This window comes from Streptomyces sp. NPDC004732 (assembly GCF_040609235.1).
In the GTDB taxonomy this organism is placed as follows: domain Bacteria; phylum Actinomycetota; class Actinomycetes; order Streptomycetales; family Streptomycetaceae; genus Streptomyces.
The window spans coordinates 216288-235838 of record NZ_JBEXJR010000006.1 but is presented as its reverse complement, the minus strand read 5'-3'; the positions used below and the strand labels follow the sequence as shown (position 1 = coordinate 235838).

The following is a 19551-nucleotide window of genomic DNA, read 5'->3' as shown; positions in this document are numbered from 1 at the left end:
CGCTCCCTTACTTGTCTGTTTTGTCTAGGAACAGGCGAACTCGGCCGCGGCCCAGTCCGCGTGGTCCCCGCTCTTCGAGCCGTTGGTGTCGGCCACCTTCAGCTCGACGTGCCGCGCGCCACTCACATCGACGTCGACCGGGACGGTCGCCGAGGCGCCCGTCACCTTGGGCGAGGTCCACAGCACCTTGCCGTCGGCCTCGACCGAGAAGGCGACCTCTCCGTAGCCGTTGATCTCGTCGTCGATGCCCACGTCCGCGGTGAACTTCGAGCAGCGGCCGCCCGTGTAGACCTCGATCGCGGAGTCGGCGTGCGTGCCGATCCCCTTCTCGTACGTCTTTCCGGCCAGGGTCAGCGGACGGCCGTCCTCGGCGCCGGACTCCCCGTTGCTGCGGTCGCGTTCGGCGGGCCCGTATCCGTTGGTGGACTTGAGCCACTTCAGGTCGCTCGCCCAGGTGTCCTTCGCCGGTGCCTCGGGCATCACGCCGAGTGCGAACCGCTGGACGGCGGTGCGCTCCTGGCCTGCCGACCGGTGGCGGACGGTCGCGGTGAGCGGCTGTTCGCCGATGTCCGCGTCCTTGGCCGGGGTGAGCGCCACCTCGACGCGGCGCGTGGTGCCCGCGGGGACCCGGTCGGTCTTCGCCGTGCCGACGGTCCAGCCCTCGGGGGCGTGGAGGGTGGCCTCGACCCCGGTGGCGTCCTTGGTGCCCGCCGTGATGTCGACGGCGATCTTCCCGGGCGTGCCCGCGCCGAGTTCCTGGCCCGCGGGGACGCCCACGGAGGCGGGTGCCCCGGGCACGGCGCCGCCCACGGCGCTCGTGTCGTCGAGCCGCAGCTCGAAGGCGCGGTCGGTGCGCAGGGCAGCGGTCTTGACCCGGACGACGCCGCCGCGGTCGTCACGGTCGTAGAACCAGCCCTGCCGCGCGCTGTCGTACGCGCTCTTCGAAGTGAGGCGCGGCAGCCGTTGGCCGCCGAGCTCGACGCGGCTTGGCGCGTCCCCGGTGTGCAGGGTGAACGCGTAGGGGCGGCTGGTCTGCTTCCCCTTGTACGCGCCCTTGCTCGCGCCGATCCGCACCCGCACGTCCCCCGCTCCGGAGTGCGGCGCCCGCACGTCGGCGCGCTGGGTGGCGTACTTGCCGTCGCGGTGCTGCCGGGTCACGCCGTCGTCCTCGTACAGCTCGAAGGAGGAGTTGCCCTGCGGGTAGATGTCCCAGGCGAGCGGGGAGTCCGGCGTCCTGTCCTGGTAGGAGCGGATGCCGCCAGGCCACATCGGCACGGTCGCGCCGCCCTTGACGAAGAGCGGCAGCGTGTCGAGGGGCGCGCTGTAGCCGTCGACGGTGGTCGGGCCCTGGTAGGTCCGCCCGCTCCAGTAGTCGGTCCAGGTGCCCTTGGGCAAGTAGATGCCGTCGCGCTCGGTGGTGTCCTTGTAGACGGGCGCCACGAGGAAGTCCTCGCCGGTGAGGAACTCGTACTTGGCCGCGTCGGTGGCGGCCTTGGGGTCGTCGGGGTACTCCAGGGCCAGCGGTCGCACGGCGCCCACGCCGGTCTTCGTGGCCTCGTGGCCGTACGAGTAGAGGTAGGGCAGCAGCGACTCGTGCAGCTTCAGGTACTTGCGGTTGATGGAGGTGTAGGGCTCGCCCTGGCGGAAGGGCTGCTTGTCGCTCACGGCCCAGCCGTCCATGGTCATCGTGACCGGCAGGAGCATCTTCCACTGGAGGTCGCGTACGTACGTCTTGGGGCTGCCCCCGAAGATGCCGTCGACGTCACCGGTCGTGTAGGCGAGCCCGGACATGGTGGAGCCTGCGTACGTCGGGATCTGCCAGCGGATGTACTCCCAGCCGCCGCTCTGGTCGCCGGACCACTGCACGCCGCAGCGCTGCGCGCCCGACCAGCTCTCCGGGGCCCAGGTGAAGCCCCGCGCGTCGCTGTTGTCCTCGATGCCCTTGTACGCGTCCTTGCAGCCGTCGAGCGCCTTCTTGTAGCCGTCGCCGACCCAGGCGACGTCGAGCTTGGCGACGCGCTGGCCCGCCTTGACCTGCTCGGCGATCTTGTCGAGGCCGTCCTCGGTCCACAGGCCCATCTTCATCTTGCGTTCGGCGAGGCCCTTGGAGGTCTCGGCGAGGTTCTCGTAGCCGCAGCCGTAGCCGTCGTTGACCAGCATCCAGCCGTTGGGCATGTCGTTCTCGACGTAGCCGTCGGCGACCTTCAGGGAGTCCAGGGTGTGGCGCTCGCCGCGGTTGGCGTTGTGGAGGTAGCAGTCGGCGTCGCCGATCTCCATGCCGTAGACCGGCGGCAGGAAGGGCTTGCCGGTGAGCTTCGTGTACTGCCCGATGACGTCCTTGGCCGCGTCGCCGCCGCGCCCGGCGAAGTAGTAGGCGTCGAACCGCTGTTCCTTCGCGGTGGCGGTCACCGGCTCGGCGAAGTCGTAGGTGTTGGGGGCGTACGTGTTGCGGAAGACGCCGTAGCCCTGGGAGGACAGGTAGAAGGGCACGGAGTTGGGGTGCCCGCCGTCGTCCCAGTTGTAGTCGACGCTCACCTCGACCTTCTTGCCGCGGTGCGAGGTGTTGCCGCGTCCGTTCTGCATCCCGGCGCCGTAGAACTGTTCGTCGGCGCCGCGCGCGAGGCTCTGTGTGGTGGTGTCCTTCGTCCAGGACAGGCCCTTGGACTCGGCCCAGACCCGGCTGCCGTCGGCCCGGTACAGGGCGAAGCGGAGCGGCGCCTTGTAGGCGCGCAGGGTGACCTTCGAGGTGCTCAGCTCGTAACGGTCGCCCTTGTCGGCCCACTTGGTGCGGGGCGCGTCGCCCTGCGGCAGGACGATGTCGTCGCCCGTGGGGTCGGTGAACTTGCCGTCGGGGGCGAGTTCGAGACGGAAGGTCTCCGTCGAGACGAAGCTGACGCGGGCCTCTGCCTTGCCTGCGGTCAGGTGGTAGACGGGGCCTTCGGCGTCGAAGGCGGTGACGTCGCCGACCGTGGTCGCGGGCTCGTCGGCGGCCTGCGCGGAGCCGCCGCCGGGCCCCGCGAAGGTCGCGAGGAGGCCCAGGAGAGCGGCAGCGGCCGCCGATCCGAAGCGCGTGGGAGATCTCATGGCGGAGGTCTAGCGCCTCAACGGGTGCCAGGGCCATGGACTTTGATGGGCCGCTCCTGGATTTCCGGAGCGGCCCATTCGGTGAAGCGGTGCCTACAGGGCCACGCCGAGCAGTGCGTCCACCGCGCGGGACACGACGCCGGGGGCGCCCTCGTCCGTGCCGTCGGTGTCGTCCGCGGTGTCCTGCCGGGCGGCCCAGCGGTCGACCGCGGCGAGCGCGGCCGGTGCGTCCAGGTCGTTCGCGAGGGCGGCGCGGATCTCCTCGACGAGCGCCTCGGCGGCGGTCCCGTCGGGGCGGGACACCGCGGCGCGCCAGCGGCCGAGCCGCTCGACGGCCTCTTCGAGGACGCCGTCCGTCCACTCCCAGTCCGCGCGGTAGTGGTGCGCGAGGAGGGCGAGCCGGATCGCCGCGGGGTCGACGCCGTCGCGCCGCAGCTTCGACACGAAGACGAGGTTGCCCTTGGACTTGGACATCTTCGCGCCGTCCAGGGCGACCATGCCCGCGTGGACGTACGCCTTCGCGAAGGGGTACTCGCCGGTCAGGGCCTGCGCGTGCGAGGCGCCCATCTCGTGGTGCGGGAAGGCGAGGTCGGATCCGCCGCCCTGCACGTCGAAGCCCATGCCGAGGTGGTCGAGGGCGATGGCGACGCACTCGATGTGCCACCCGGGTCGGCCGCGGCCGAGGCTGCCGCCGTCCCAGCTCGGGTCGCCCTCGCGGGCCGCCATCCAGAGCATCGGGTCGAGCGGATTCTTCTTGCCGGGGCGCTCCGGGTCGCCGCCGCGCTCCGCGGAGAGCAGCTTCATGGCGGCGGTGTCGAGTCCGGACACCTCCCCGAAGTGGGCGTCGGACTCGACGGAGAAGTAGACGTCGCCCTCGAGTTCGTAGGCGGCGCCCATGTCGCGGAGGCGTTCGACGAGCGGCACGATGCCGGGTATCGCCTCGACGGCTCCGATGTAGTGCTTCGGCGGCAGGAGGCGGAGCGCGGTCATGTCCTCGCGGAACAGTGCGGTCTCGCCCTCGGCGAGCTCGACCCAGTCCTTGCCGTCGCGGTTGGCGCGTTCCAGGAGCGGGTCGTCCACGTCGGTCACGTTCTGGACGTAGTGAACCTGCCGCTTGGTGTCGAGCCACACGCGTTGCACCAGGTCGAACGCGTTGTAGGTCGCCGCGTGACCCATGTGGGTCGCGTCGTACGGGGTGATACCGCAGACGTAGATACGGGCGACGGGACCGGGGTCGAGGGTGACGAGTCCACCGGTCGCGGTGTCGTGGATCCGGAGGTCGCGGCCCTTGCCAGGAAGGGCGGGGACCTCAGAAGCGGGCCAGGCATGCATGCCCTGAGCCTAACCGGACGGGGCGTCCGTATACGAGTGGGGGATCACACCGGCGGCCAGGGAATAGGTGGCCAGTCGCCGCTCGGCTCGGGATGGCGCCCCGACTTCAGCAGGGCCGCGACCCGCGCGCGCAGCGCCTCGGCCTCCACGGCGGTGATCAGCCCGGCCAGCCGCCCGGCCAGGTCTGCGCCCTCCTCAAGGCCGCTCTGCAGGGCCTGGAGGGCCGCTACGGCCTCCTCGGTCAGGGACTCCCCCGCCCAGCCCCACAGGAGCGTCCGCAGCTTGTTCTCGGCGTGGAAGGTGACGCCGTGGTCGATGCCGTAGAGGTGCCCGTCGGCGGCCAGCAGATGGCCGCCCTTGCGGTCACTGTTGTTGATCACCGCGTCGAGGACCGCGAGCCGCCGCAGCCGCACGTCGTCCGCGTGCACGAGGAGCGCCGTCCGGTCCTCGTCGACCTGCGCGAGGCCGACCGCCTTCCAGCCGTCGCCGGGCTCGTCCCCGTCGACCAGGGCGAGCAGCTCCGCGTCGCCCGAGTCCTCGATCCACAGCTGGCACATGCCCTCGCCGTGCGGCCCCGAGCGCAGGACGGTCGGCGGCACCAGGGCCCAGCCCGTGGCGAGCGACACCTCGTAGGCGGCGACCTCCCGCTGGGCGAGCGTGCCGTCGGGGAAGTCCCACAGGGGGCGCTCCCCGGCGACCGGCTTGTAGACGCAGGCGGCCTCCTGGCCCTCGTACGCGACCGTGCAGTAGAGCACCGCGTTCGAGGCCTCCCGGATGCGGCCGCGCACGGTCAGCTCCCCGTGGGTGAGGAGCGCGACGGGGTCGGCGACGGTCACGCCTCCCGCCGGTATCCGTTCTGGCGCGGGCATACGTGTCCTTCCGGGTCGAGCGGGAGGCTGCACAGCGGGCACGGCGGGCGGCCCGCGTTGACGACGTCCAGGGCGCGCTTGGCGAAGGCCCGGGCCTGCGCCCCGGTGAGCCGGACGCGCAGCATCGGCGGGCCGTTCTCCTCGTCCTGCAGAAGCCTTTCCTCCGCCGCGGCGAGATCGTCCTCGGTATCGGCGTCCAGTTCGACGAGGGCCTGTGCCTCGACGACCATCCGCTCCTCCTCGCCGTCCCAGGCGAGCGCCATCGTGCCGACGCGGAACTCCTCCTCCACGGGGGAGTCGAGCGGCGCGCTGTCGGAGACCTCGGACGATGCGACGGCCGGCACCGGGGCGTTGCCCCCGCTGCGGCGTACGACCTCGTCGAGGAGCTCCTCCATGCGCTCGGCGAGCGCGGCCACCTGGGTCTTCTCCAGGGCGACGCTGGTCACTCGGATGCCCGCGGAGGCCTGGAGGAAGAAGGTACGCCGTCCGGGCAGCCCTACCGTTCCCGCGACGAATCGCTCCGGGGGGTCGTAGAGGAACACCTGACGGGACACGTCCTGTCTCCATTGATCGGCTGAAAAGTATGAAGGGCTGTTACGGCCCGGTTCACCCTACTGCGGGCGACGATCACGGTGCGCCCGCACCGCCCCCCACGGTGGCGTCGTCACCCGGCGGCTCCTCGTGCGGCGCGAGCGAGGCGAAGTCGCCGGTGTCGCCGAGGCGTACGAGGTAGGGCCGCAGCCGTGTGTAGCGGATGGCGGTGACGGAGCAGGGCTCCACGGAGATGCGCTGGAAGAGGTCGAGATGGAGCCCGATGGCTTCCGCGACAAGGGACTTGATGACGTCGCCGTGCGAGCACATCAGGTACACGGCGTCCTCACCGTGATCGCGCGCCACGCGCGCGTTCCACTCCCGGACCGCCTCGGCCGCCCGCGTCTGCATGGCCCGCATGGACTCGCCGCCGGGGAACGCGGCGGCGGACGGATGCCGCTGGACGACCTCCATCAGGGGTTCGTCGGAGAGCTCGGCGAGCTTGCGGCCCGACCAGTCGCCGTAGTCGCACTCCCCGATGCGGTCCTCCGTGTGGACCTGGAGCCCCGGGCGGGCGGCGAGCAGCGGCGCGACGGTCTCCCCGCAGCGCTGCAGGGGGCTGGTGACCACCTCGGATATGGGCAGCGCGGAGAGCCGTCCGGGGAGTGCGGCGGCCTGTGCGGAGCCGCGCTCGTCGAGGGCCACGCCGGGGGTCCACCCGGCGAGCAGGCCGGCGGTGTTGGCCGTGGAGCGTCCGTGCCGGACGAGGATCAGCGTGGGCATGCGGTTCAGCCTAAGCGTCCCAGCGGGTGCAACAGGCGTGAAGCCTGGGAAGAATGCGCTGTGTGATCGTCGACTGCGCCATCTACCGGGACGGGCGCCGGACCGAGGGGCCCGAGGACTTCTCGGACGCCCTGGACCAGGCGCGGGCCGTGGGCGACGCATTCGTGTGGATCGGTCTGCACGAGCCGACGGCCAAGGAGTTCGACCAGGTCAGCCAGGAGTTCGGGCTGCACCCGCTGGCCGTCGAGGACGCCCTCAAGGCCCACCAGCGGCCCAAGCTGGAGGTCTACGACGACTCGTTGTTCATGGTCCTCAAGCCGGTCGTGTACGAGCCGGACAGCGACACCGTCTCGTCGGGCGAGGTCATGATCTTCATGGGTGACTCGTTCGTGGTCACCGTCCGCCACGGCGAGGGCGCGCCCCTCGGTGTCGTACGCCACCGTCTGGAGGCCGATCCCGACGTCCTCAAGCACGGCCCGACGGCTGTCCTGTACTCGATCGCCGACGCTTCCGTGGACCACTATCTGGAGGTCGCCGACGAGCTGCAGTCCGACCTCGAGGTCCTGGAGGCGGAGGTCTTCTCACCGGACGGCGGCGCCTCCTCGCGGAACACGGCGTCGCGGATCTACACCTTCAAGCGGCAGATCCTGGAGTTCCGCCGGGCGACCGGGCCGTTGGCGCTGCCCGTGGCGCGCCTCTCCGGAGTGGGCCCCTTCAGCCCCTCCGTGCCCTTCGTGGACGAGACGGCGCAGCCCTTCTTCCGGGACGTCAACGACCACCTGACGCGCGTCAACGAGTCCGTGGAAGGCCTGGACCGGCTGGTGTCGGACATCCTGTCCGCGCATCTGGCGCAGATGAGCGTGCGGCAGAACGACGACATGCGGAAGATCTCGGCGTGGGCGGCGATGGCCGCGGTGCCCACGATGATCGCGGGGGTCTACGGCATGAACTTCGACCACATGCCCGAGCTGCACTGGTGGTGGACGTATCCGGCCGTGATCCTCCTGATGGCCGTCCTGGAGGTCGTCCTGTACCGCATGTTCAAGCGCCGCGGCTGGCTGTAGCTCAGGCGAATTCGGTGGTCGTCGTGGCGGGACCGCCGAGGGCGTCACGCCGGTCCGGCATCTCCAGGGAGACCATGCGCCGCCAGCCGACGGCTCTCTCGTAGCCGTACATGGCGTGGATGCCCGCGGTGAGCAGCTGCCGTTTGGCGTGTGGCCAGTGGAGGATGCGTCCCATGCGCTCCATCACCGCGAAGCTGACGTCGCGGTAGACGCGGATCTCGGCGTGGGCGCAGTCGCGCAGGGTGCGCTGGATGGCGCGGCCGTGTCCCGCGTACGCGAACCGGAGCAACTCCTCGTGGCAGTACGCCAGGTGGTTGTCCTCGTCGTTGGAGATCATCCGCACGGCGCGGCCGATGTCGGGGTGGTCGGCGAAGTGCTTGAGCAGCAGCCGCATCTGTTCGGATGCGCGCTGCTCGGTGACCCTGCTGTGCGCGAGGTACGTGACGACGTCCTGCACGGACAGCGGCTTGTCGGCCTTCAGCTTGTCGTGCGCGAGGCCGATGCCGTGCTTCTCCAGGAGCATCGTGTAGTCGGTGTCGTGCGGGACCTCGACCGGTCGCAGGCCACGCTTCTTCAGGAGTGCGTTGAAGATCCTGCCGTGCTTGTCCTCGTCGGCGCCGTGCCGGGCGACCCTGGGCGCGAGCCCGCGCTCCGCAGCCGGGACGAGCGCGGCGATGCGGCCGTTCTCCCAGCCGCCCTGGGCCTCGCCGCTGGCAGCGATGGAGCAGAAGAGCCGGAACGACTCGTCGTTGTCGAGGATCTCCTCGAAGACACTCCTGGCCGACAACATCACTGGCACCTCCATGCCCTGTGCGCGGACCTCCGCAAAGAAATAGTCAAGTGCGAGGTTGCGCAATGGGCAACAGCTGTAGAGGTCGGCTCCGCCGAACGAAGGACACCGGCACCGCCACGAGGCCGTAACCAGGGGCCTCTTGACGCGTTGTTCCCCGTGACGGCCGTGGCGGGGAAGACCCCCCGAGCCCCCACCACGGCCGCAGACTTCCCCGGCCTTACGCCAGCCCGGAGCGCTCCAGGGCCTCCGTGCCCGCGCGCAGTGCGGTGAGGCGTTCCTCCAGAGTGAAGCCCGCGGGGGCCAGCGTGAGCGTGGTGACCCCGGCCGCCGCGTAGGCCTGCATCCGGTCGGCGATCCGGTCCACGGAACCGAGCAGCGTGGTGGAGTCGATCAGCTGCCGGGGCACGGCCGCGGCCGCCCCGTCCTTGTCGCCCGCCAGGTACTTGTCCTGGATCTCGGCGGCCTCCTCCTCGTACCCCATGCGCTGCGCCAGCTGGTTGTAGAAGTTCTGCTTCCGGCTGCCCATGCCGCCGACGTACAGGGCGGTGTACGGCCGGAACATGTCCGCGAGGGCGTCGACCTGCGCGTCCTCGCCGACGGCGAGCGGCAGCGTCGGGACGACGTCGAAGCCGTCCATGGTCAGGCCCGCCTTCTGCCGCCCGGCCCGCAGGTGCTTGATCGCGGTCTCCTCCAGGTGCTCCGCCGCGGGGAAGATCAGCAGGGCGCCGTCGGCGATCTCGCCGGTCTGCTCCAGGTTCTTCGGGCCGATCGCGGCAACGTACAGCGGGATGTGCTCGCGCTGGGGGTGGACGGTCAGCTTGATGGGCTTGCCGGGGCCGCCCGGCAGCGGCAGCGTCCAGTGCTCGCCCTCGTAGGAGAGCCGCTCGCGGGTCATGGCCTTGCGGACGATCTCGACGTATTCACGCGTGCGTGCCAGGGGCTTGTCGAACTTCACGCCGTACCAGCCCTCGGAGACCTGCGGGCCGGAGACACCGAGGCCGAGGCGGAAGCGGCCGCCGGAGAGCGAGTCGAGGGTCGCCGCCGTCATCGCGGTCATCGCGGGCTGCCGGGCCGGGATCTGGAAGATCGCGGAGCCGATGTCGATGCGTTCGGTCTGTGCGGCCACCCAGGACAGCACCGTCGCGGCGTCCGATCCGTACGCCTCCGCGGCCCAGCAGACCGCATAGCCCAGCTTGTCGGCCTCCTTCGCGACGGCGAGATTGTCCGCGTCCATCCCCGCGCCCCAGTAGCCGAGGTTGATCCCGAGCTGCATGACCGATCCCCTTACCGCTTTACTCATGAGTAACGTTCTGTGCCGGGGACTTTAGCGCGCGGTGCCGGATCCGTCAGTGAGGGAGTCGGCGACGGAGTCCGTGACGGAGGGGTGACCGGGTTCTCCACAATCGCTGGTTTGTCCACAGGCTCGACCGTCGCGGGGGTACGGCCAGTAATCTCAGCGCCCATGGAGCAGAGGCATCTCGGCCGGACCGGCCTGCGCGTGTCCCGCATCGGACTCGGCACCCTCACCTGGGGCCACACCGAGGAGAACGACGCCGCCGACCTGTTGAAGGCGTTCTGGGAAGCGGGCGGCACCCTCGTCGACACCGCCGATGTGTACGGCGACGGGGAGGCCGAGTACCTCATCGGACGCCTGATCGAGCAGCTCGTGCCCCGCCGCGACCTGGTCATCGCGACGAAGGCGGGCAGCGTGCCGGACCCGGAGCGCCGCTTCGACGGCTCACGGGGCCACCTCCTCGCCGCGCTCGACGCCTCCCTCACCCGCCTCGGCACCGACTATGTCGACCTGTGGCAGGTCCACGCCTTCGATCCGGGGACGCCCCTGGAAGAGACCCTGCAGGCCCTCGACATAGCGGTGAGCAGTGGGCGGGCCCGCTATGCGGGGGTCGCCGACTTCTGCGGCTGGCAGCTCGCGAAGGCCGCGACGTGGCAGCTCGCCGCGCCGGGCACCCGCACCCGCCTGGCCAGTACGCAGATGGAGTACTCCTTGCTGCAGCGCGGCGTCGAGCGCGAGGTGCTGCCCGCCGCCCTCGACCTGGGAGTCGGGCTCCTGCCGTCCTCGCCGCTCGGCAGGGGCGTGCTCACCGGGAAGTACCGGCACGCCACGCCCGCCGACTCGCGCGGCGGCTCCGACCAGATGGCGCCCTTCGTCGCGCCGTACCTCGACGAGACGGCGGGCCACATCGTCGACGCGGTCGCGACGGCCGCCGACGGGCTCGCGGCGACCCCGCTCCAGGTCGCCCTCGCCTGGGTGCGGGACCGCCCAGGAGTGACGGCCCCGATCATCGGCGCGCGCAACGCGCAGCAGCTCACGGCCGCATTGTCAGTGGAGACCCTTAGTCTTCCTGACGAGATCTGCCGGGCGCTCGACGATGTGTCGGCGCCGGTGCACCGCTATCCCGATCACGACTGGAGCACGCTGTGAGTACGGAACCCGCTGCCGCGGAGGACCCCGGGGCCGCTGCCGCGGAGCAGGCGGAGTCGTCCGGCCCGGCGGAAGCCGCGCCGGACGCCGAGGCCGCACCGGACACCGAGCCCGCATCGGACACGAGCGAGAGCGCCGACGACGGCGACGGCGGCGAGAGCGAGGCCGAAGGCAAGAGCGCCGACGGCGAGGGCAAGGCCGAAGGCGACAGCGCCGAGCTGTCCGAGACCGAGGCCGAGATCGCCGCGCAGCGTGAGCTGCGGGAGCGGATCGAGCAGCGCAAGGCGTCGAAGCAGGGGCCGATCGACGCCGGGACGAAGCTGAGCGGCACCGCCGCCGATCTGCTGGCCGCCGTGCGCGCCGTGGAGAGCGGCGACAAGCCCGTCGCCAGCGCGTTCCAGGAGCCGGAGCCCGCGCGCAGGCCCGCGCCGTCCCGTGCGCCCGAGCCCGTGCGCCCGCAGCGGCCCGCGGCCGCCCAGGCACCCGCGGAGGAGGCCGTCGAGGCCGTCCGTGCCGTGCTCGCCGAGGGAGGCGCCCCGCCCGCGCTCGCCGGACAGACGGCGGCCGTGCTCGGCGACGACGCCGACGGACAACTGCGCGCGGACCCGTGGCAGTTGCTGCGGGTCACCGGTGTGCGGCCCGAGCAGGCCGACGGATTCGCCAGGGCGCTGCTCGGCGCGGAGTGCGGACCCGACAACGAGCGCAGGGGCCGCGCGATCACCGTATGGCTCCTGGAGCAGGCCGCCGTCGCGGGGCACACGGCGCTCGACGCCGCGACGCTCGACGCCGCGCTCGGGCAGCGCGCGGTGCCGGATCCCGACGCGGCGGTGCAGAGCGCGCTCGCCGAGGGCGACGCGCTGGTCTTCCAGGACGCGCTCGAAGGGACCGAGGTGCCGGTCCAGCGCACGAACGAAGAGAGCGGTGCGGGCGGCGAAGACCGTGAGAACGGCGAGCCGGAGCGCCCCGTCCGCGTCCTGATCGGCCTGGAGCGGTACGCACTCGCGGAGGAGAGCCTCGCCGACGGCCTCGCCAGGGTGATCAACTCACTGCCCAAGGAAGACGGTTCCGGCCCCGGGGCCGCCGAGTGGGAGGCCGCGGCGGCGCAGGCGTCCGGGTCCGCCGCCGAGCTGATCCGCGCCGTCGCCGGGCACGGACTGGTGCTGCACTCCGGTGGCGAGGAGGCGCGTGCCGAGCCCGCGGCGCTGGTGGCCGCGGCGGCGGCGCTCGGCCTTCGGGTGTGCGCCGCCGCCCACAGCGCCGACGGACGCCGCCGTCTCGCGCGGGCGACGGGCGCGGACGGGGCCGCGGTGACCGTGGCCGGGCTGCTCTCGGGTGAGCAGGGCCCCGGGCGCGACGCGGAGGGCGCGCTCGCGCTCGACCTCCTGGTCGTCCTGGACGCGCCGCAGCTGGACGTGGAGACCGCGGCGATGCTCGTCGAGTCCCTGCCGGACGGCGCCCGCCTGGTCCTCGGCGGCGACCCGGGCGTGCTGTGGTCGGCGGGCCCCGGGCGGGTCTTCGCCGACCTCCTCTCCGCGCGCTGCTGCCCGCAGGTCGTCTCGCGCACCCCGGACCCGGGCCCCATCGGGGAGCTGACGTCCGGCATCGGCATCGGCGAGCTGAACCAGGTCGAGGCGCCCGGCAAGGAGGTCGTCCTCGTTCCGGTGCGCGACCCCGCCGAGGCGATCCACCGCACCGTCCAGCTCGTCGCGGACTCGGTGCCGCGGGCGATCGGGGTGCCCGCCGAGCAGACGCAGGTCATCACGCCGGGACACGGTGGCGCCGTGGGCACCCGCGCGCTCAACGCCGCCCTCAAGGAACGGCTGAATCCGGGTCCCGGCCGGTTCGGCGGCTTCGACCCCGACGACCGGATCGCGTACGTCCCCGCGGCGGGCCGCACGACGCTCGGCCGTGTGGTGCGGGCCGACGCGGAGGGACTGCACCTGGAGTGCGACGGCGCCCCCGTCGTCGTACCCCAGGAGCGGGTGGAGCGGGAGGTGCGGCACGCCTGGGCACTCACCGCGCACCAGGCGACGGGTCAGCGCTGGCCCGCGGCCGTCGTGGTGCTGCCGGGCGACGCGGCGGAGGCGCTGTCCCGGCCGTGGGTGTACACCGCGTTCAGCCGCGCGGAGCGGCATCTGTCGGTCGTGCAGGGCGTGGAGCAGGCGCTGCCGCGCGCGGTGGCGGAGCGCCTCTGGAAGGACCGTACGACGCGTCTGCAGACGCTGCTGCGCCCGCAGGTGCCCGCAGCGGCGGTCTGACCCGCCGCTCCTGCGACGCAATGCGCTCGCCGCCCCCGGGAGGGCGGCGAGCGCAGGAGCGATTCGCCAGGTCCGCGGCGCCGGAAGCAGCCGTCAGAGGCCGGTCCTGCGGGCGCCGGGGCCGTCCCTGTCCGCCTCACCTACGCCGTCCCCGGCAGCGCCGGGCTCTTCGATGTCGGGGTCGGGCTCGTCGATGTCGTCGAGGGGCACCGCCACGTCCGGATCGATGTCGACGTCAGTGTCCAGGCCGTCTAGGCCGTCGAGCCCATCGAGCCCGCCGTCGTCCAGTTCGTCGTCGAAGACCACACTGACGTCGAACCGGCACAGCACCCGGTGCGGGTCGGCCTGGTCGAAGGGGGCGTCGAGCCACTCCCCCGGCTCCGCGGGGGTGTCCACCGCGGTGACCCAGAGCGTGGAGTCGCCCTCCTCCAGGCCGAACTCCTTGTGCCGGGAGGAGATTTCGTCCGGTTCGAACTCCCCGAAGAGGACGCCGAGGGCGCTGTGCACGGTGTCCGCCGACCCGGCGCCCCCCGCGCCGCCCGCTTCGAGGTCGGCGACGCGCTGGGCTTGGGCCAGCAGCCGCTGCGGCTCCACCACGGTGTAGTCGCGGCGGAGCAGCACGCTCAGCGCGTTCGCTTCGTCCGGGCCCTGGTACGGCGGGAGGGCGTCGTCCGTGCCGGGGATCTCGAAGGGGGTGACCTCGTCGTAGCGGTCGTAGAGGAGCTCGTCGTACTCCTCGGCCGCCGCGGCGAGTTCGTTGAACGCTTCGTAGACGGCCGGATCGTCCTCGCCCGACCTGCGTTCGACCGCGGCCAGGTGGCGGTCGAGCGCGGTCTTGACCGCCTCGGCGGCGGCACGTACCTCGGCAGCGGTGGGCTGCGCAGCATCAGACATAGTGCAGACGCTATCCGTACCGGGCCCATGCCCGCACAATAGATGCGATGCCGGAATACGAATTTGTCGACGTGTATGTACCGCGCGGGGTCACCCGCAAGGAAGCCACCCGCCTGCTGACGGACCACGCGGAGTACGGGCACTGGGAGTTGGACCGACTGAGTCTGCGCTCCGACGGAAGTCGCAGAGTGCGCCTCAAACGGCGAATCATTCGCCAGCTGAGAGCGACCTGGTGAAACGGAGCGGGCCCCGCTGTCGCGGGGCCCGCTCCGTACGGCGTACACAAAAGCAGAGTGGCTCAGGCAGTCGCCCGGGCCCTGCGGTAGAGCACCGTGCCCGCGAGCAGCGCGCCCGCGCCGACCGGCAGCGCGAGACCGAGCGGCAGCTCACTGCCGGTCGACGCGAGCTGTGCGGTCCCCTCGGGCGGCGCGAGGATCTGCGCCTGCGGGCTGTTCGGGATGGCACGGTCGTCGATCGGGTTGACCGGCGCGTGCGGGGAGTGGGAGTTCCCGGGCCCTCCGGGGCCACCAGGCTTGCCCGGCTTGCCGGGTTCCTCCGGGTTTCCGGGGTGCTCCGGGTTGCCCGGGTGCTCCGGGTTTCCGGGATGCTCCGGATTGCCGGGGTGCTCCGGGTTGCCCGGGTGCTCGGGCCCGGTCGGGGGCTTCTCGCCGCCCGGCGGGGTCACCGCGGCACCGGAGTCGTTGGCGCATTCGTTGCCCATGGCCGCGTTGCCGAGGCCGCCGATGGTGACGCTGTTGCCGCAGACGTTCACCGGGGCATTGACCGGCAACTGCACGTTGTTGCCGGAGCCGACGCCGGGTGAGTCGCTCGCGTGCCCGTGGGCCTTGGCGCCGCCGCCGGACGGCTTGTGCGAACCGCCGCCCTTGTGTCCCGTGTTGGCGCAGCTGTTGCCCGCCGCCGGATTGAGGACACCGATCACGTTCACGGTGTTGCCGCACACATTGACCGGTACATCGACGGGAAGCTGGACGTTGTTCCCCGACAGCACGCCGGGTGAATTCGAACTGCTTCCGCCGGCACTTGAGTCCGCGTGTGCGTAACCGCCGGTCGCGGCGAGTACGCCGGTCGCGGCCGCCACGGTGATCAGGCCCTTGCGCGTGACCTGTCGCATAGCTGTTCCCTGCCTTTTACCTGCCGTAGTACGTACGGGCCCACTGCCCGGACGTGGAATGCCCGTCGGCCCCGGAGCGCATGGCACGCACTCCGGGGCCGACGGACTCAGACCCTCAAGGGGTGAGGCACAACAACGTCACTTGTTGATGCAGGTGTTGCCGAAGGCGGGGTTCAGCAGCCCGATCACGGAGACCGTGTTGCCGCAGGCGTTCACCGGCACGTGGACGGGCACCTGGATGACATTGCCCGAAACGACACCGGGAGAGCCCACGGCGGCACCCTGGGCACCGGCGTCAGCGGTGGCGATGCCCGCACCGGCGAGCACGAGACCACCAGTGGCGGCCACAGCGGCGACGACCTTCTTGATCATTATTCCTCCTTGTTGGCAATGCAGTCCCAGCCGCGGACTGCATCACCTGTAACGAGGAGGAACTGGTGGGGCTACGAGGGCCGGTAGCCTTTCACTCTTTTCAGTCAAGTACGCACGCGCTGACGATTGTTGGAGAGTCGTTTCAGCACGTAATGCGGCCGGTTTTCACCCGAATTCCGGCCGCATTCCGTCAGGACTCCTCGATGAACCGGTCGAGCACTCGAACCCCGAACTTCAGGCCGTCCACCGGCACTCGCTCGTCCACACCGTGGAACATGCCCGCGAAGTCCAGCTCCGGCGGCAGCTTCAGCGGCGCGAAGCCGAAGCCGCGGATGCCGAGGTCGTCGAAGGACTTGGCGTCCGTACCGGCCGAGAGCATGTACGGCACGGCGCGGGCGATCGGGTCCTCGGCGCGCAGGGCGGTCTGCATGGCGTCGACGAGCGCACCGTCGAAGGTGGTCTCCAGAGCCTTGTCGGCATGTACGTCCTCGCGCTTGACCCGCGGACCGAGAATCCGGTCGAGGTCGGCGAGGAACTCCTCCTCGTACCCCGGCAGATAGCGGCCGTCGACGTGCGCGGTGGCCTGCCCCGGGATCACGTTCACCTTGTACCCGGCGCCGAGCTGCGTGGGGTTGGCGGTGTTCTGCAGGGAGGCGCCGATGAGCTTGGCGATGCCGCCGAGCTTGGCGAGCGTCTCGTCCATGTTCTCCGGGTCGAGCTCGGTGCCGAGGGCGTCACCGAGTTCGTCGAGGAAGTGCCGCAGCGTCTTGGTGACGCGCACCGGGAACTTGTGCCGCCCGAGGCGGCCGACGGCCTCGGAGAGCTCGGTGATCGCGTTGTCCTTGTGGATCATCGAACCGTGGCCCGCCGTGCCGTCCACGGTGAGCTTCATCCAGTGCATGCCCTTCTGGGCCGTCTCGATGAGATAGAGCCGCAGGTTCTCGTTGACGGTGAAGGAGAAGCCGCCGACCTCGCTGATCGCCTCCGTACACCCCTCGAAGAGACCGGGGTGGTTGTCGACCAGGTGCCGCGCGCCATACGTGCCGCCCGCCTCCTCGTCCGCGAGGAAGGCCAGGACGATGTCGCGCGGGGGCTTGCGGCCGGTGCGCATGCGCTCGCGGACGACCGCGAGGGTCATCGCGTCCATGTCCTTCATGTCGACCGCACCCCGGCCCCACACGCACCCGTCCGCGATCTCCCCGGAGAAGGGGTGGTGCGTCCAGTCCGCGGCGTTGGCCGGTACGACGTCCGTGTGGCCGTGGATGAGGAGCGCGGGCCGCGACGGGTCCTCGCCCTCGATCCTGGCGACCGTGGAGGCCCGGCCCGGATGGGATTCGAAGATCTTCGGTTCGAGGCCCACCTCGGCGAGCTTCTCCGCGACGTACTCGGCGGCCTTGCGCTCCCCAGGGCCCGAGTGGTCGCCGTAGTTGCTCGTATCGATCTGGATCAGTTCGCGACAGAGGTCGACGACCTCGTCCTCACCGGTGACGGCCTTGCCCGTGCTGGACCCGCTCACGCTGGCTCCTCCCGCATTCGCTGCTGGTGGTCCCCCTCATCCTCTCTCTCCGGAGCTCCGCGCCCAAGGGCGGGCGGGTGTCGTCATCAGCAGTTCACGAGGGGTGGCGGGGGTGATCGGGGACCCCCGAGAGCCTGGTAATGTTCTCTCTGTCGCCGCGGGAAACGCCCCGCGAAGACAGACACCTTGTCCGGGTGGCGGAATGGCAGACGCGCTAGCTTGAGGTGCTAGTGCCCTTTATCGGGCGTGGGGGTTCAAGTCCCCCCTCGGACACCAGCAGGGCCCCAGTCGAGAGACTGGGGCCCTTTGCGTTGCGTACGACGATGGGCCGGTGGCCGGTCATGACGGTCCCGCGGCGTCCCGCCAGTACGCGTGGTTGCGCCGGGCGGCGCGGGTGTCGCCGTGCCGCTCGCCCAGCGAGGAGCCGTAATTGTCGGCGAGCTCGGCGAAGGCCGCCGCGGCGCGCTGGGGGTGGCCGCTCATCCCCAGCCAGTGGGCGTGCTGCCACCGGCAGCTGAGCGCGCGCACGTCCCCGGGGCCCAGGGCTCCCGAGGCGTCCACCGCCAGCTCGGCGAAGAGGTCGGCCGCGGCCTCGGCGTCGCCGCCGATCCCGGCCCACCGGGCGTGCTCGTGGCGCGCCTGGAGGGTGTCCGGGTGGAGCGGGCCCCGGTCGACTGCCAGCTCCCCGGCGAGCAGGGCGTACCGCGCGGCCGCGGCGGCCGCGCGCCCGCTCTCCCCCTCGGCGTGCGCGAGGGCCTGGTGCGCCAGGAGGGTGAACTCGTGGTGGGCGCCGAGCACCCGGCCGCACTCCTGCGCGAGCACGTTCAGGGCTTCCAGCGCTCCCGCCACGTCACCCGATTCCCCCAACTCGACGGCGCTGCCCAGACGTTCGGGCACGTCCTCGGCGGTCAGCCTGCGGAACGCGGCGTTCGCGGCCAGGGCCAGCTGGTCGCTCGTCCCCGTGCCGCACCGCTGGGGCCTCGGCTCGCCCTTGGCGGCCAGGATCCTGGCCGTGTGGCGGTAGGCCGCGCCCAGCGTGAGCAGTTCGGGCTCCGCGGCGGAACCGTCGCGCAGGAACTTGATCAGCTCTCCCGTGAACAGCGTGTGCCGGTCGCCCAGCGGCGCGCGGGCCGGGGTGTTCGCGGGGGCGGAGGCAAGGACGAAGGTGCCTGCGATCTCCAGCTGGCCGAAGTAGAGCGACGCGGTGTCGCCCATGGCCTCGATGGCCCGCCCCGAGAAGCAGCAGTCGAGGAGCAGGACGCGGTTCCTGGCCGGTGCGGACGCCATGGTCTGGCGGATCAGGTCGAACCGCAGGCTCGACCAGCCGAGCAGTTGGGTGTCGCTCCCGGTGAGCAGGAGGTGGAGCAGGCCGTGTTCGTCCAGCGCGCCGTGGCCCGCGAAGTAGACGAGGAACATGTCGTCCACGCCGCTCGCCGCGCGGCTCAGCGCCGCCCCCACCTTCTGGGGCTCCTGCACGTCGCGGAGCAGGGTGCACCGCTCCTTGGGGAGTGCGATGTTGTGGGGGCTGGTGAGCAGGGTGCTCAGATCGTCGAGGTTGTTCCGCACCGCGGGGAGCGGGGGCAGTTCGACGTCGTCGTAGCTGCTGCAGCCGATGAGCACCGCATGCGAATTCGAGCCGCTGGCCAACCGCACTTCGTCCCCCTCTTACCGCACGTGCCGCTGCCCAAATGATAGCGAGGCAACTCATTTGAGGGGCGGCGCTCTTACCGCTGTCCGAGGTTTCGGGCATGCTGACGAATCCGAAGTCGGCTGCGACTGGTGGGGGTTGCCATGGGGCGCTCGGGCGTGCGGGACAACGCGGACGGGTCGGACGGGTCGGACGACGAGTTAGACGGCGAGGGCGGTGCGCACCGGGCTTCCGCCGTCTGTACGGCGTTCCAGAACCTGGTGGCCGACGCCGCCCTCGCGGTGGAACCCAATGAGTTCGCCTCCGCCGTCCGGCTGCTCGACTCGGTCAGGACGAGCGGCAACTGTCTCTACGCGATCGGCAACGGCGGCAGCGCGGCCACGGCAGGCCACTTGGCGTGCGACCTCGCCATGACCTCGGGCCCGCAGGCCGCCGGACTGCGGACGAACGCGCTCACCGGCAACACCCCGCTGCTCACCGCCCTGGCCAACGACATCGGCTACGACCGCGTCTTCTCCGAGCAGTTGGCCCGCCTGCTCACGCCGGGCGACGTCGTGGTGGCCATCAGCGTCAGCGGCAACTCCCCGAACATCCTTGAGGGCCTCAAGACGGCGCGGGCACGCGACGTGCGCACGGTCGGGCTGCTCGGCGGCTCGGGTGGCAGCGCCGCCGCGCTGGTCGACGTGCCGCTGCTGGTCGACAGCGAGGTGTACGGCGTGGTGGAGACGGTCCACCTGGGCCTCGTGCACTCCCTGGCCCTCGCCCTTGGCACCGGAAGGGGCCACTCCAGGGACATCCTGGCCGCCTCGCTCGACGGAACGAAGGGCTGACG

17 protein-coding genes and 1 tRNA gene are annotated in these 19551 nt (G+C 71.4%); 6 read left to right on the top strand and 12 right to left on the bottom strand.

Annotated features, from left to right (window positions below):
• Positions 1-24: 24 nt before the first annotated feature.
• From ABZV77_RS19725 to ABZV77_RS19705, 5 genes are all read right to left on the bottom strand, one after another.
• The gene (locus tag ABZV77_RS19725; RefSeq protein ID WP_356258189.1) at positions 25-3084 is read right to left on the bottom strand and encodes an NPCBM/NEW2 domain-containing protein; all 3060 of its coding nucleotides are present in this window, start codon (positions 3082-3084) and stop codon (positions 25-27) included.
• 93 nt (positions 3085-3177) lie between these two features.
• The gene (gene mshC / locus ABZV77_RS19720; protein ID WP_356258187.1) at positions 3178-4416 is read right to left on the bottom strand and encodes a cysteine--1-D-myo-inosityl 2-amino-2-deoxy-alpha-D-glucopyranoside ligase; all 1239 of its coding nucleotides are present in this window, start codon (positions 4414-4416) and stop codon (positions 3178-3180) included.
• Positions 4417-4460: 44 nt separating this feature from the next.
• Entirely contained in the window at positions 4461-5285 is an 825-nt protein-coding gene (locus ABZV77_RS19715; RefSeq protein ID WP_356258184.1) for an SCO1664 family protein, read from the bottom strand.
• Positions 5249-5839 (bottom strand): DUF3090 domain-containing protein, encoded by a 591-nt coding sequence (locus ABZV77_RS19710; RefSeq protein ID WP_356258182.1) that lies wholly within the window; start codon positions 5837-5839, stop codon positions 5249-5251. Before ABZV77_RS19710 ends, ABZV77_RS19715 begins: the two co-directional genes overlap by 37 nt.
• A 73-nt stretch (positions 5840-5912) precedes the next feature.
• Complete coding sequence (locus tag ABZV77_RS19705; protein ID WP_356258180.1) at positions 5913-6599, bottom strand: histidine phosphatase family protein; 687 nt, start codon at positions 6597-6599, stop codon at positions 5913-5915.
• 62 nt (positions 6600-6661) lie between these two features.
• On the opposite strand from ABZV77_RS19705, the gene corA reads away from it, so the two are divergent.
• Entirely contained in the window at positions 6662-7663 is a 1002-nt protein-coding gene (corA, locus tag ABZV77_RS19700; protein ID WP_356258994.1) for a magnesium/cobalt transporter CorA, read from the top strand.
• A gap of 1 nt (position 7664) precedes the next feature.
• On the opposite strand, the gene ABZV77_RS19695 is transcribed toward corA, so the two are convergent.
• Both ABZV77_RS19695 and ABZV77_RS19690 read right to left on the bottom strand, forming a co-directional pair.
• Positions 7665-8453: a ferritin-like domain-containing protein gene (locus ABZV77_RS19695; protein ID WP_356258177.1), complete on the bottom strand. Its 789-nt coding sequence runs from the start codon at positions 8451-8453 to the stop codon at positions 7665-7667.
• 220 nt (positions 8454-8673) lie between these two features.
• On the bottom strand, positions 8674-9729 hold the full coding sequence (locus ABZV77_RS19690) for an LLM class F420-dependent oxidoreductase (protein WP_356258175.1): 1056 nt from the start codon (positions 9727-9729) through the stop codon (positions 8674-8676).
• Positions 9730-9918: 189 nt separating this feature from the next.
• Between ABZV77_RS19690 and ABZV77_RS19685 the strand changes: the two genes are divergently transcribed.
• Entirely contained in the window at positions 9919-10899 is a 981-nt protein-coding gene (locus tag ABZV77_RS19685) for an aldo/keto reductase (RefSeq protein WP_356258172.1), read from the top strand.
• Positions 10896-13157, top strand: a complete 2262-nt coding sequence (locus ABZV77_RS19680) for a helix-hairpin-helix domain-containing protein (RefSeq protein ID WP_356258170.1) — start codon at positions 10896-10898, stop codon at positions 13155-13157. The genes ABZV77_RS19685 and ABZV77_RS19680 overlap by 4 nt, the downstream gene beginning before the upstream one ends.
• Before the next feature lie 93 nt (positions 13158-13250).
• Here the strand turns inward: ABZV77_RS19680 and ABZV77_RS19675 are convergent, their stop codons facing one another.
• Complete coding sequence (locus ABZV77_RS19675) at positions 13251-14051, bottom strand: hypothetical protein (RefSeq protein ID WP_356258168.1); 801 nt, start codon at positions 14049-14051, stop codon at positions 13251-13253.
• Positions 14052-14098: 47 nt separating this feature from the next.
• Here ABZV77_RS19675 and ABZV77_RS19670 point away from each other — a divergent pair, with 47 nt between their 5' ends.
• Entirely contained in the window at positions 14099-14287 is a 189-nt protein-coding gene (locus ABZV77_RS19670; RefSeq protein ID WP_356258165.1) for a DUF5703 family protein, read from the top strand.
• 62 nt (positions 14288-14349) lie between these two features.
• Here ABZV77_RS19670 and ABZV77_RS19665 read toward each other — a convergent pair whose 3' ends face one another.
• The 3 genes from ABZV77_RS19665 to ABZV77_RS19655 form a co-directional block, all read right to left on the bottom strand.
• On the bottom strand, positions 14350-15183 hold the full coding sequence (locus ABZV77_RS19665; protein WP_356258162.1) for a chaplin family protein: 834 nt from the start codon (positions 15181-15183) through the stop codon (positions 14350-14352).
• A gap of 138 nt (positions 15184-15321) precedes the next feature.
• Entirely contained in the window at positions 15322-15555 is a 234-nt protein-coding gene (gene chpH, locus ABZV77_RS19660) for a chaplin ChpH (RefSeq protein ID WP_055565097.1), read from the bottom strand.
• Positions 15556-15745: 190 nt separating this feature from the next.
• Positions 15746-17071 (bottom strand): M20/M25/M40 family metallo-hydrolase, encoded by a 1326-nt coding sequence (locus tag ABZV77_RS19655; protein ID WP_356258159.1) that lies wholly within the window; start codon positions 17069-17071, stop codon positions 15746-15748.
• 188 nt (positions 17072-17259) lie between these two features.
• Between ABZV77_RS19655 and ABZV77_RS19650 the strand changes: the two genes are divergently transcribed.
• Positions 17260-17347 (top strand) — tRNA-Leu (locus tag ABZV77_RS19650).
• Between the two features lie 63 nt (positions 17348-17410).
• Here ABZV77_RS19650 and ABZV77_RS19645 read toward each other — a convergent pair.
• The gene (locus tag ABZV77_RS19645) at positions 17411-18724 is read right to left on the bottom strand and encodes a caspase family protein (protein WP_356258157.1); all 1314 of its coding nucleotides are present in this window, start codon (positions 18722-18724) and stop codon (positions 17411-17413) included.
• Positions 18725-18862: 138 nt separating this feature from the next.
• On the opposite strand from ABZV77_RS19645, the gene ABZV77_RS19640 reads away from it, so the two are divergent.
• Positions 18863-19549, top strand: a complete 687-nt coding sequence (locus ABZV77_RS19640) for an SIS domain-containing protein (protein ID WP_356258155.1) — start codon at positions 18863-18865, stop codon at positions 19547-19549.
• The last annotated feature ends 2 nt before the right edge of the window (positions 19550-19551 follow it).